Origin of the sequence: Fictibacillus sp. KU28468, assembly GCF_026153615.1 — a bacterium.
Taxonomy (GTDB): Bacteria; Bacillota; Bacilli; order Bacillales; family Fictibacillaceae; genus Fictibacillus_C; species Fictibacillus_C marinisediminis.
This window is the reverse complement of sequence record NZ_CP110666.1, coordinates 461,592-474,627: the sequence shown is the minus strand read 5'-3', so window position 1 is coordinate 474,627 and position 13,036 is coordinate 461,592. Positions and strand designations below refer to the sequence as shown.

Here is a 13,036-nt window from a genome sequence, read left to right as displayed (position 1 = left end):
CCCTATACCTTTTTATTAAATAACCATTCTATTGACTTCCATATAGTGATGGATCTGATGTGTTTCCTGCGGCTTTCCGGAAACAAAATCGATCCACATGATGCTAATCCGCTTTTGATGAGAATCTATGAAACCATCTTTCAATTGAAGAAGCACTGAAGTATCATGACCAGATTGCGAGATTTCGTGGCAAACACCGTCATAGCGCTCCCCATCAATTTCAGCCTGGATTCTATAAACACCTGGTATCGGTACCCGGTAAAGGGCATCCACCGCGACTTTCAGGAATTGATTCCTATAAAATAAAGGCGTTTGCTTCACTACCCCTCTTACCTCATAAAAATCACCCAGATAATCCGGAACGGCTTTCATATTTCCGGCTGACAGCAAGTGACGGATCGCCGTAGAACTGATCTTCTCCTGGCCATGTTCCACTTTCTGGACCATCGTGACGCCAAACCGGCCATCAGCCGCAAGGGTTTCCATGTTTCCTTTACCTTTGCAGCCATAGTGGTAATCAAACCCCGCAATAACATGTCTGCAGCGGAGTCCGAGGATATAGTGCTGTACAAAATCTTCAGGGGTAAGGCGGGCAAATTCAGGAGTAAATTTCACTACAAATAACTTTTCCACACCAAGCGCTTGAAACCTTTCTTCCTTTAGAGGCAATGGTGTTAAATAGGTCATTGGTTCCTCATCAGGCTGAATCACGGTTTTTGGATGAGGGTAGAATGTCATTACACCAAAGGTCAACCCTTTTTGCTTTGCGATCCTTCTGGCGTTTTCAAGAATCTCTTGGTGCCCGATATGGACGCCGTCGAAGAACCCAAGCGCCAAGACACAGGAATCCATCTCAGCTTTAACTGCTTCTGAAACCGGGTGATGAATGTAGATTGTCTCCATCACTGCTCCTCCCCTTTCGATTTGTTCAAAAATAAAAGCTGTTCTCGTAACCGTTGTTGCTCTTGGAAGTGGTTGATTTCCGTTTCAGGTTGCTCGCCTTTACCGGCGTAAACGCCTACTTTCGCAGGGCGTGCGCTGAGCCTTACCGGCGCCAGCGCCTACTTTCTCGGCGCAAGCGCCTGCGGGTTTCACCTGTCACGCTCATCCCGCTGGAGTCTCGCACCTTGCACTCCAGTCAACTTGTCAATGAAGGCTTTTAGAGTAGAGCCATCATTAAAGAACAAACTCAGGCTTGATTTGCTTTAACCTCGCACTGGAAACGGCCAGCTCCTCACCTGTTTCAATATCTAAAAACGGTGAAGTTTCGTTGAACCAGCTCTCAGGTGCTTTATGTCCCCAGAACGTCTGGCGTCTTGGGTCGTCCAAGTCCCAGCGGATCGGCTTAAAGTCCGGATCGCTTGTTAAATAGTCTCCATTATAGAGCTCAATGCGGTAGCCGTCCGGATCCCTCAAGTAAAGGAAGAACGCGTTGGAAAGCCCGTGGCGGCCTGGCCCCCGCTCGATGCTGTCTCCATATCCGAGAGACGCCAGCACATCACAGCAATGGATGAGCGCCATCGGATCCGGCAGCCAGAACCCGATATGGTGCAGGCGAGGTCCTTCTCCATTCATGAACGCTTGATCGTGAACACCTTGTTTGCGGTGCAGCCATGCAGCCCAGATGCGGTCATCCTCGGTTGCAGTGTACTCAGAGCAAGCAAATCCCAGTTCATTCGTGAAAAAGTCATACGCTTTTTCCACATCCGAAACCGCACAGTTCACGTGGTCGATCCGCTGAATCCTTGCCCCTCGATACTGGTCGTACCGCTGAAGCATGCGTTCCACCCGATCCATTTTGCAGAAGAACTCGAGCGGCATTCCTGATACATCATGCACGTGCAGTGCACGGCCGAGCGCATGCTGCGTACCTTCTTCCAACCATTTCGTCTTTAAGCCTTTGGATTGGAAAAACAAAGCCAGTTCATCGAGATGCTCTTCTTTTTCGACTTTATAGCCAAGCGCATGAACACCGGGCTTTTCCGATTTCTTTAAAACCAGGCTATGGTGGGTATGCTCTTCCAATCCTCGTAAGTAAATATGTTCATCATCACTTTCGGTTTCGATAAAACCTAAAGCGTTTACATAAAAGTCCCTGGAACGATCTAAATCCTTCACATTGATGATCGTTCTCGCGATTCGGATGATATTAAAATCCATGAGTCTCCCCCTTTTATTTTGTCCACGTAAAATGTACATTTTGGGAACTTGCCCGGAAACTTGGATAAGTTGCCCGAATAAGAGTCAGAGTTGCCCGCAATCCAAAAGTTGCCCGTATCCTCCACGAACCAAACTTAAAACTGCAGATGTCACTTACACCTTTTCCGAAGCCAGCTCCTCAGAACGTGTCAAAAACTCCTTCACGCGGTCCACGTATTCCTGCTTGTCGTAGCCGTTGTACAGTGCGCTTGCCATTCGAATCGGATCACCGAAGAAGAAGCGCTCATATAGCGTTTGTCTGGAACCGAAAGCGCTCATGCAGACGTCCCAAGCCAGGCGATACAGCTTCACACGGTTGTATGCATCCCCTGTTGCTGACTGCAGATATTTATCCAGGTCCGGGCGAATGTCGGAGTTGAAGTCCGCTTCTGATGGAATCGCCATTAAGCCGCTTGCTCCGAGCAGCTGCATGATCTCCCCAAAGCGCGGATAGATCTTCGGATAATAGTTTCGAGCGATGTTTAACGGCGTAAAGTCCGGCGTCATAATGCCCCATTTATCAATTTTCGCGTTGGCTTCTGCTGCCGTCACATATGCTTTAACCGTCTCCAAAGCCATAATGACTTCTGACATTTTATCCTGCACGTGCTGGTATTGGCCGATATTAATGGTTTCCACCATGAGTTGAAGGATCCCCAGCACAAATTCCGTTTTGGCCACGTTTTTTGATACGACCTGATGGGTCATATGTACAACAGCATTGCTCTCGTTGTACGCCCGGTTACAGACGCCAACATCACTGAGTGCAAACACACGGTTCCAAGGCACAACAACATCATCGAACACCACGATTGTATCCATTTCTTCAAAACGGGAGCCGAGCGGATGATCAAAATGAGACTTGCCGTAATCAAACGACTCGCGGCAGATGAATTTCAAGCCCGGTGTGTTGTTCGGGATAGAAAAAGCATAAGCATACGGATTTTCCTCTTCAGATTGCTTCAACAATGTAGAAGGGAACACCATGATTTCATCCGTGATTCCACCCTGCGTCGCCAGCAATCTCGCCCCGCGGATCACAACTCCCTCCGACGTTTTTTCCACAATGCGTGCGGCAATGTACGGATCAGGCAGCTGCGCGGCATTCACCCCGCGGTTCACCTGCGGCTGGATGAGTGTATGCGTTAAGGAAAGGTCATTCTCTCGGCAGTACTCATAGTACTCCGCCATGTTTTTCGCATAAAACGGGTCCTGCACGCCGAACATGTCCGACGCGGTTCCGTACGCCATCATCCCCGCATTGATGTAGTCCGGGGAACGTCCCATCATTCCGCCGTTATGCTTTGCCCATTCCTGCATCATGAGGCGGCGCTTCTCCAAATCTTCCTTTGAGCGCGGCTGCATGAACGAGGTTCCGACGCGGTCTCCTGAAGATGGGGAGATATAGGTCATCAAATCCCTTTTCTTCGGATCGTGCTGCATGTCATACAGCTCAGCCTGCGTTTTCATCACTCCCTTAAACGCAGGATGCTCGGAAGCCTTCCCTTTTACCTGTTCTCCGTTGATCCACACGTTCGCTTGAGCCTGGTCGACTCGATCGATATATTGCTGTCCTGTTTTAGCTGGCATGTTGTTCTCTCCTTTCAGATTCTGCTTATTTCTTCATCCCGAACTGAGGGATATGGTGGTCGCCGATTGCTACATGAATGACTTTCGGCTCGGTATAAAATTCAAAGGCATAATGTCCGCCTTCTCTGCCGATTCCGCTGTCTTTGCTTCCGCCAAACGGGATGCGGAGGTCACGCACGTTTTGGGCGTTGACCCAGATCATTCCTGCTTCCACTGCCTGTGCCACGCGATGTCCTCTTTTCAGATCCTTCGTCCACACATATCCTGCAAGACCGTATCGGACATCGTTGGCCACTGCGATCGCTTCTTCATCGGTTTCAAACTCGATGACCGACATGACCGGACCGAAAATTTCCTCCTGACACACCCTCATATCGTTTGTCGCATTCAGCAATAAGGTCGGCGGAACAAAGTTGCCGGCTTTCACGTCTTCCGGAACGGTTCCCTGGACGACTTCACAGCCTTCCTCTTTCGCCAGCTCGATATACTGCTTTACTTTGTTGTAGTGTTCTTTTTCCACGAGCGGACCGAGTTGTGTGGATGGATCGAGCGGATCACCAATCTTGATGTTGGCCACACGTTCCTTCAATGCTTCCACAAACCGGTCTTTGATGTTTTTTTGAAGAAGAACGCGGGAGTTCGCCGTACAGCGTTCCCCGTTAAAGGAGAAAATCCCCCACACCGTCGCATCAAGGGCACGGTCAAAGTCTGCATCATCAAAAACGATCAGTGGAGACTTTCCGCCTAGCTCCATTGATGTTTTCTTTAAGCTGTCCGCGGAGTTTTTAATGATGATCGATCCTGTGGTCGTTTCACCGGTAAACGAAATGGCTTTCACATCAGGATGGGCAACGAGCGACGCACCTGCCGTCTCACCAAAGCCATGGACCACGTTAAAAACGCCTTCCGGAAGTCCGGCTTTGTGGATGATTTCTGCCAGTTTGTTAGCGGATAAAGGAGACAGCTCTGCCGGTTTTAAAACCACGGTGTTCCCGGTTGCAAGTGCCGGCGCGACCTTCCATGTTTCCAGCATGAACGGCGCATTCCACGGCGTGATCAATCCCACGACACCAAGGGGATTATAGACCGTGTAATTGATGAACTCATCATCCACCGGATACGATTCACCGTGCAGTTTCGTTTGAACCATACGGGCGTAAAAACGGAAATTTTCTGCCGCACGAGCCGTCATCTTTCTCGTCTGGGCGATCGGAAGCCCGGTATCCAGCGCTTCCAAATACGCAATCTCCTCCACCTCTTCATCAATCAGGTCGGCAATGCGGTTGATATACTTCATGCGTGCGGATAGTTTCATCGATCCCCATGATCCTTCAAACGCACGTTTTGCCGCTGTAACCGCCTGATCGACCTCTTCACTGCGGCCTTCCGCTATACTGTTGATGACTTCGTTTGTAAAAGGGTTTCTATTTTCAAAAGTTAAACCTGACGTTCCTTCCACAAATCTGCCGTTAATATAGAGCTTTATGTCTTCTTGCCGATCATGAACGCGTTTTTCTTGAGTATCTTGTACTTGCGTAGACATATTTTCCACTCCCTTTATCATTTATCTCGCTGCCGTACCCTCTGGCAGTTCCACATATTGCTTCAGCACTTCGCGGATCTCATCCTGCAGTTTTTGAGTTGGCAGATCCATCGGCAAACGCAGAACCGGCTTGATTTTTCCCATCATTCCCAGTGCTGCTTTTAAAGGCGCCGGATTGGTATCTTTAAAAAGAACGTCATTCAGCGGCATCAATTCATAGTGAAGATTTAACGCTCGTTCCGTATCTCCTGCGTTCCAGGCATCATACACTTCGGCTACTTTCTTCGGTTCCACGTTCGCCGTGGCGCTGATGTAACCGGCACCGCCGATCGCAAGCATCGGGTAGCACAACAGCTCGATTCCTGAATACAGAAGAAAGTCTCTTCCGCACTCCAGCAATACACGGTTAATGTGTTCAAAATCTTTGTTGGATTCCTTCACACCGATGATGTTCGGGCAGTCTTTGCTTAGTCGGGAGAGCGTTTTGACTTCAAGATTGACGGACGTTCTTCCTGGGATGTTATAGACGATGATGGGGATATCGACGGAGTCTGCTACGGCTTTGAAGTGTTTATACAGCGCATGCTGAGAAGGTTTGTTGTAGTACGGCACGATGACCATCGCAGCATCGACACCCAATTCCTGAGCTTTTTTCGTTAGGTAAAGCGTTTCTTCGTGATTCGTTGAACCTGTCCCCGGTACGAAAGGAACACGGCCATTTACTGCTTTTGCTGCCGCTTCCATCACTTGAACGCGCTCTTCGAGGGTTAGAGAGCTCGGCTCACCTGTTGTTCCTGTTACTGAGATCCCGTGGCTGCCGCTCTCAATGTGCCAGTTGATCAAGCTCTCAAGCGTTTCGAAATCTATGGAACCGCTTTCATTAAATGGCGTAATAATAGGGGCAATCGATCCTCTTATTCGTTGTTTTACCTCTTGAAACGAAGACATGTACGTCACTCCTCATTATTTTTTTTCGAATTCATAAACTAATCTGAAAAAATAGACAAATAAAACTTACCATATGCTACACTATATGAAAAATACTAAAATCATTGGTTTCCGATATGATTTTCATATACCAAAAAAGGAGATGTTCCAGTGGATCTCAAACAGCTTCGTTACTTTACCGCTATTGCTCAGGAAGGCCAGATTACGCGTGCCGCAAAAAGATTGAACATGTCTCAGCCGCCGTTAAGCCAGCAGCTCCAATTGATGGAACAGGAGCTTGGTGTTCTTTTGATGGAGAGAAACGGCAGAAATATGGAGTTAACAGAAGCCGGAAAAGTACTTTATGAAAAAGCGAATAAGCTATTGGATCAGATGGATGAAACGATCACTGAGGTAAAAGAAATAGGAGAAGGGTTAAAAGGAGAACTGTCGATCGGTTCGGTAAAAACCTGTTTCTCGTACATACCTGAACGGCTCCGGCACTTCCGGGAACACTATCCGCAAGTGACATTCCGCCTGCAGGAAGGCGATTCCTTCCGCTTGGCCCAATCTTTACGGAAGCGGGAAATTGAACTCGCCATCGTCCGGCTTCCCCTGGAGCTGAACGACTTCTCTTCCATTGAGCTGCCGACCGACAACTTTGTCGTGGTCGTCCCTGAAAACAGCAGCATGGAATCTACCATTCCCATGAAAGAACTGGCCCCAATGCCACTCATGCTCCTGCATCGTGTGAGCGGTGTCGGCTTATATGAACTCGTTATTAACGCCTGGAAATCCCACGGCTACGAACCGACCGTCGTCTGCCAATGTCCGGATGCCGCGATGCTTCTATCTCTAGTAAAAGCAGGAGTTGGTGTTGCACTTCTGCCGTCATCTACCTTACTAGCATTTCCTGCCAAGGGGTTAAAAGTCGTAGAGCTGGAAGATTGTAAGATTGAGTCGAAGTCGGCGGTGATTTGGTTGAAGGATCGGTATCTATCAAGGGCGGCGGTGAGGTTTTTGGAGATGTTTGAGGATAGATGAATTTCGAGTTGATTATGTATCCTCTTTTTTGTAAGACCTTCCATGTATAGAAAAAAGGAGGCACTTGGCCTCCTTTTATTAAACAAAACTTATATTGCCGTTCTGTCCTCTTCCAGTATTGGATTCTTGCCGTAAAAGTTTTCGTTTTCTTCCCCTTTTTGAGCAAAGAATACAATGAGAATGATGCTTCCGATTAAAGGGATCAAGTTAAGTAACTGCCACCAGCCACTTCTTCCCGTGTCATGAAGCCTTCGTGCTCCAACAGCCAGAGAAGGTATAAGAACAATGAAAGAATAAATACCCGTTAACATCTCCTCAAGATGTGCAGCTTTTTCGATAATGTTTAAAATCAATAACAAGATCAGGTTGAACAATGTAAACATCCAGTATTCTTTTCGTCTGGCTCTTCCTTTGAAACCAATATAGTTTTTAAAAACCTTTAAATACCAGTTCATATTTAAACCTCCTTTCTCTAATAACAATAATACGGAAAGAAACTTTGTTTTTCCATAAGGCGGTTGGATGTATCCCTTTTGTTCTATTAATACCTGGTATAAATAGTAATGTGGCCCGAACCATAGATAGATTGTCCTCATAGAATAATAATAACTTTTTAGTTGGTTATTTTGATTTATGGGGGAAATGATATGTCAATAAAAAAAGGGAATTGTCGTTGTTCGAAGTCTAGAATAAATCCTAATATTAAAAAGCGTATTTTCGAGAGAAAACAATGTCCTGCTCGTAGAGGAAAATTACTTCCAACTGAAACTCGATGTGAGTGTCGTTCGGAGTTTGCTGGTTTAAAAGCCCCACAAGGAGAGTTCATAGAAGGAATCATCTGCGACAATTGCCAATTTGGTATAGGTTTCGGTTATACTGCACCGGGACTTGACTTTCAAGCACTACTCTTACAATCGGTTACCTGTCCTCTCAACAATACAGTGACAGCTATTGGAATTGGTAAGTTATCTGAACGATTTGTCGACTTTGAACTCGTATTGACACGGAATCCTAATACTATTAAGCTAAGAGTTTTTAAGTGCCAGGAGACTTTTATTAATACAATATTCAGAGGATCTGAAGTGGCACGCATTTCACTCATTCGTTGCCCTCGATAAATAACAGCATACAGCAAATGAACAGCAGCAGCCTTTGAGAGCTGCTGTTTTAGTTTAATCCAGGAATAAAAATTCTATCGCTTTTTTCATTTTAGATTTTTGTATTCAAGAATCTTGACTTCTACTAGGTGTAAATTTATTGAGTGGTTAAGCTTGAAAAAGGAAAAAAGTACACTTCTAAGAATCCGATCTTTCCCACCTACAAGTAAGTGTTTCTTTCTCTCTCTTGAGTTAAGAAAAACGATGGCTCACAAGTCCATCGTCCTCTAATACTCTTCTTCTTATAAATTACTCCATGTTAATGTAATAGTTATCGTCGTCCATCATTTTTCTTAAAAACTCTTCTAAAGAATTAGCTATTTTTATCTCATCATAATAAATACCATTATTTCCTTCACCTAATTCAATAAGTAACAAGGCACTTTCATTTGCTTCAAAGAAAATTAATTTGTCTTTTTCATGTTCTTCATACGATTCTATATCTGGATAAAATTCAAAATCAATAACTTTCAATCTAGCATCTCTTATTGAAGCCGGTCCCATAATACGATTGATATTATTATCTGATTTTTTAAGGAAACCATATCCAACCTCTAAAAGAAACTCTCTTAAATCGTTAGGGAACTTCAAACCCAAATTAGATTCAGCTTCTTCAATTTCTTTTTCACTTACTGGATAAAACTCATTACCTACTTGTTCCTTTATAGAATCAAATCTCATTTATTACTTACCACCTTTGAATAATTTATTAGCTGGAGAACCAGTGCCATGGATTCAGATTGGTGTTCGTTCGGAAATCTTGCGGGATGTATATTCCACCATTCATGTTCTCCTTGGAAACTATTTTCAATTATATGGTGAGCATCATACTTATCTCCCTTTCTCCGAACAATTTCACCGGTCTTCTCTGATATAACTTCTTCAGTGTAAGTTGGCCATTTTTGCCCAGATTCTATCTCCCACTCTTCAATAAGCTTATCTTTAACTCTATTAAATGACCGTCTATGTTTTCTTGTTTCTGCAGGAGTTAACTTTTTATATTCTTTATTCCTTAACGCTTCTTTCAATTTTTCTATCTGATTTTTCGGTAACACTCTGTTTGTACGTGATTCAATATCCCTGACATAATTTTTTATTAAATCATTATCAATTTTCACAGGAATATCTGTACTTTTGACCCTAGTTGCAGCACCAACAACCCTTTTCGCGGCCTGCCCTTCCTTCGCCACCCCTATCACTTTATCAGCCGTTCTCACAACCTTGAATGCCTTAACACCCTTCCCAATTGGGGTAAGCCCAAAGACAAACATTCCTCCAGCCAAAACCCTGCCCCATCCAGAGATTTCTTCTCCGGTGGCTGGGTCAATGCCTGTTAATGCTCGCTGGGCATGTTCCAGTTCTGAAAGCATTTTCGGTCCGTGGATAAATTGGATTCCTTCATTTTCTTTTTTTTACTATATAAGTATAAGGGATATTTTATAGCTAAAAAAAGGAAAAAACCGCCAAACAGCGACGGTTTAAGCACAAGTTCGTTTAACCGTGGTTCTGTATCAATGGCTTGCAGCAGCTGGGATCAATTATTTTTTGCTGCACTTTTTACGGCATCGAATAATCTGCCAAGCTCACATAGCCAAGGGTAAGCTTTTATTTTGCTTTGAATGGAATCCATATCCGTTCTTCCATTAACCAAATCAAAGGAAAGATCATTAGGGTGAATTTCAGATGCCAAAACAAAGATCTGCTTCGTAGGACGGGGTAATGCATCAACCTGAGAAAAGTATTGTTCGTTGAACTTCTTTACCAAGGTGTGGTCATTGAGGAAATCGGATGTAGCCGTAAAAGATTGGTCCAGTACCTTTTCAACATAGGATTTATTAATTCCGTTTTTTACTGTGCCAATGATGAAGAACATATTTCCCGGTTCCACTCCAAAGGTGGCTGCGGTGTGTGTGTACTCTTTAGCCGCTTGGAAAAAATCTTCACTTCTTGCAAACCCCAGATCAGTGATCAGTTTAACGGCTGCAAGTGGAGTATCGCGTACTTTGAAAAGAATGAACCCTTCTTTTATGCGCTCCACATGAATATGAGTGTCTCCAAGATACTTTTCAAAGAATTCCTTTAAAGATTGATTCAACTGAATGGAAACGCGTCTAGGGGCTTTTCGTTGATTTCCACTTGCGATCCGTATCTGCTCTTCCTCTAAATACGTCAGAATTAACCGCTCAAACAACTCAGCTTCGGGGTTGTCTTTAATATGTGGCTCTTTGGCAAATAAGGTTATTTCTTCAAGGGTTGTATTTTGGTTATGTTCAACGTTGAGGGTATGCTTTGAAAGGTCCTGTAATAATTCATTAGTGGTTTTAATTTCGGTGTGAATGTCTAGTAACAACTCATAAATTTTTTCAGACATATCGCTGCTCATATTCAACACTCCTTAATTTTCTCCAGATATAAAATTTATATCTTTGTGTATTAAATTTATTCTAATTTTATTCATGAGTCAAGATTAATTTTTATAAAATGTGGTTAATTTTACATAGACAGAATTACGACCCTCTCATGCTTTACCAATCATGCAAAAACGCAAAAGATCCATGGGAAAATTAGAAAAGGATTGTCTTTTTTTACGGTGGAGGCAACCACTAACCTCTCTCACACAATAAAATTGCCTTAATTATTGGGGCAGCTAAAATTTAATTAATGATTAAGTTTTTCCTTCGTACCACTCTTAACAATTCTCATCATTCACTTTCTACTCCCCAAAAAAAATGTACAAAGTGATGCCTCTTTTTCTCTTCTTTTCTCTATTTAAAGAGTGAAGAGCTTTTTATAGAGAGGAAGAGCTGCATGGTGCCTGGAAAGATTACGAATTTTAAAGAGTTGAGTGAGTTTCAAACCGTGAAGGAGTTCAATGAATCGAACAAACGATTCTTGGAGGTACATAAGGAGAAGTTTACGAAGGGGGAGCTGATCGCCTTTCATCAGTTAACAAGATATAGTGTCAAGGTTATTGGGGTGTGCAATGCCAAGATTTGCACGCTTGTTTCTGCCTGTTATAAAAAAGGAGGGATTTCCCGTTCCACAGTAGAACGCATGCTGCACAAAGCAAAAAAGCTTGGGATCATCTCCATCCATCACACCCTCCGAAACAAAGGCGGCTATGCGCACAACGTTTTTGTTTTTCGTCGTTTTGACAGACCGCCGGCTGAAAATTTGACAGGGCGTTCAGCCCCTAAAAGTCCTGATACACCTAAGAAAGAACCGATCAAAACCGAACCGGAAACTACATCTTTAAAAACAAAAACACAAACAAATAAAACCAAAACCTTACGTAAAGAGACCGTATCGGCCAGCACATTGGATTATTCCTATCTTCCCGACTACATTCCAAGAAACTTCATCACCGCAGTCAAACCTTTTTTCACCACCGCTGCAGAAATCTGCTCCCTCTGGCAAAAGGCACGGATGGCTTACATGAAATTGAATTTTGACAAACCTCTGGAGCTGCTTGTCCCGGAAGTGATCCAGGGATTCAGGATCACTGTCTACCAGTACAAACTGCGAAAGATCAAGACAAGCTTTGCTCAATATTTTTATGGAGTGATTTATGGAATGCTGACGGTGGAGAGAAGAAGAGAAAGCTATTCCAATGTTCTGGGGTATGATTGGCTGAATGAAGGGTTTGGAGAATAACGATTACTTACTTGTACCATTCAAATAGGTAGAGATCCCAATATATTTTGGCCTTTGCTTTGGACGGGAACGCTTGACAGCAGGGGGCTTTGGCAAAGGCGAATACGTCTCCAGTATCTGCTTGGCCTGCTTTAAAGGCATACTCACTTTGGGATTGCGATAATCAGAATCATAGGTGAGGATTTCCAAATTTTTTCGATCATCTTTCGTGGAGGGGAGGTGAAATAAGAAATCTTCAACCTTTACGAGTACATCTAATCGCTGCAGTGCTTTACCCGGGTTCGGCGAGTAGTTTAAACCGATTTTCTCTGCTTTTCCTTCCCTCAACAGCCGATGAAGAGCCCTCTCCTTCATCGAATAGAGTGCCGGGGCATTCTTCGCATGTTTGTTGATCATATAAATGGCTTTCGCTATTTCTTGAGTTTTCGTTTTCATCAAGTCCAATCTTAGGTAAATTTAGATCTATTAAGAAAGCATCTATTCGTAGGGAATCGATGCTTTCTCACTCTTACTTAAGTGCTTTAACATTTGATATACCATAACGATGCCAAACGAGTCAATGATCACATCATACAATCGGCCATCCCGGCCAAAGTACAACTGCAGGACTTCCGTAAATACGGCAAAACTAAAAGTAAGCAGTATGGATTTTCGATGGCTGGTTAACCAAAGAAAAATGAAAAGGTCCAGAATGCCGAAACCAATAAAGTGGCCGAACTTGATAAGATAGAAGTTTGGATGAATCCATGTGATGTCGGATACATTAAAAAAATTGTGATAGCTTGGTGAGGAATGCCACATAAAGTTAATAGACTGATGGTTTAACAGGTTTTCCAGATTGTCTGTAAAGGTGTGCAGCCCTAGGAAAAGTGCCCAAACAATAACGATGAATAGTTTCATGTTTTTCATACTTCAGTTATTT

The 13,036-nt window shown here is 43.9% G+C and carries 12 protein-coding genes and 1 pseudogene; 2 read left to right on the top strand and 11 right to left on the bottom strand.

Going from position 1 to position 13,036, the window contains the following annotated elements; translation table 11 throughout:
- Positions 1–15: 15 nt before the first annotated feature.
- The 5 genes from OKX00_RS02405 to hpaI all read right to left on the bottom strand — a co-directional run bounded on the left by OKX00_RS02405 (position 16) and on the right by hpaI (position 6,280).
- Positions 16–903, bottom strand: a complete 888-nt coding sequence (locus OKX00_RS02405; RefSeq protein WP_265409264.1) for an FAD synthetase family protein — start codon at positions 901–903, stop codon at positions 16–18.
- A gap of 273 nt (positions 904–1,176) precedes the next feature.
- Positions 1,177–2,160 (bottom strand): 3,4-dihydroxyphenylacetate 2,3-dioxygenase, encoded by a 984-nt coding sequence (hpaD, locus tag OKX00_RS02400; protein ID WP_265409263.1) that lies wholly within the window; start codon positions 2,158–2,160, stop codon positions 1,177–1,179.
- A 153-nt stretch (positions 2,161–2,313) separates the two neighbouring features.
- Entirely contained in the window at positions 2,314–3,789 is a 1,476-nt protein-coding gene (gene hpaB, locus OKX00_RS02395) for a 4-hydroxyphenylacetate 3-monooxygenase, oxygenase component (RefSeq protein WP_265409262.1), read from the bottom strand.
- A gap of 25 nt (positions 3,790–3,814) precedes the next feature.
- Entirely contained in the window at positions 3,815–5,332 is a 1,518-nt protein-coding gene (gene hpaE, locus OKX00_RS02390) for a 5-carboxymethyl-2-hydroxymuconate semialdehyde dehydrogenase (RefSeq protein ID WP_265409261.1), read from the bottom strand.
- 21 nt (positions 5,333–5,353) lie between these two features.
- Positions 5,354–6,280, bottom strand: coding sequence for a 2,4-dihydroxyhept-2-ene-1,7-dioic acid aldolase (gene hpaI / locus OKX00_RS02385; RefSeq protein ID WP_265409260.1), 927 nt, complete (start codon positions 6,278–6,280; stop codon positions 5,354–5,356).
- A 150-nt stretch (positions 6,281–6,430) separates the two neighbouring features.
- On the opposite strand from hpaI, the gene OKX00_RS02380 reads away from it, so the two are divergent.
- The gene (locus OKX00_RS02380; RefSeq protein ID WP_265409259.1) at positions 6,431–7,303 is read left to right on the top strand and encodes a LysR family transcriptional regulator; all 873 of its coding nucleotides are present in this window, start codon (positions 6,431–6,433) and stop codon (positions 7,301–7,303) included.
- A gap of 89 nt (positions 7,304–7,392) precedes the next feature.
- On the opposite strand, the gene OKX00_RS02375 is transcribed toward OKX00_RS02380, so the two are convergent.
- The 4 genes and pseudogenes from OKX00_RS02375 to OKX00_RS02360 form a co-directional block, all read right to left on the bottom strand.
- Complete coding sequence (locus OKX00_RS02375) at positions 7,393–7,758, bottom strand: DUF805 domain-containing protein (protein WP_265409258.1); 366 nt, start codon at positions 7,756–7,758, stop codon at positions 7,393–7,395.
- Positions 7,759–8,709: 951 nt separating this feature from the next.
- Entirely contained in the window at positions 8,710–9,141 is a 432-nt protein-coding gene (locus OKX00_RS02370; protein WP_265409257.1) for an SMI1/KNR4 family protein, read from the bottom strand.
- 3 nt (positions 9,142–9,144) lie between these two features.
- Positions 9,145–9,803: pseudogene (locus OKX00_RS02365) on the bottom strand (pre-toxin TG domain-containing protein); the annotation flags it as partial.
- A 191-nt stretch (positions 9,804–9,994) separates the two neighbouring features.
- A complete protein-coding gene (locus OKX00_RS02360; RefSeq protein WP_265409256.1) occupies positions 9,995–10,843 on the bottom strand; it encodes a hypothetical protein in 849 nt (282 codons plus the stop codon).
- Positions 10,844–11,268: 425 nt separating this feature from the next.
- Here OKX00_RS02360 and OKX00_RS02355 point away from each other — a divergent pair, with 425 nt between their 5' ends.
- Positions 11,269–12,114 (top strand): hypothetical protein, encoded by an 846-nt coding sequence (locus OKX00_RS02355; protein ID WP_265409255.1) that lies wholly within the window; start codon positions 11,269–11,271, stop codon positions 12,112–12,114.
- 3 nt (positions 12,115–12,117) lie between these two features.
- Here the strand turns inward: OKX00_RS02355 and OKX00_RS02350 are convergent, their stop codons facing one another.
- Both OKX00_RS02350 and OKX00_RS02345 read right to left on the bottom strand, forming a co-directional pair.
- Positions 12,118–12,549 carry a YkyB family protein gene (locus OKX00_RS02350; protein WP_265409254.1) on the bottom strand — a complete coding sequence of 144 codons (432 nt, stop codon included), beginning with the start codon at positions 12,547–12,549 and terminating at the stop codon, positions 12,118–12,120.
- Positions 12,550–12,591: 42 nt separating this feature from the next.
- On the bottom strand, positions 12,592–13,023 hold the full coding sequence (locus OKX00_RS02345) for a VanZ family protein (RefSeq protein WP_265409253.1): 432 nt from the start codon (positions 13,021–13,023) through the stop codon (positions 12,592–12,594).
- Positions 13,024–13,036 lie beyond the last annotated feature (13 nt).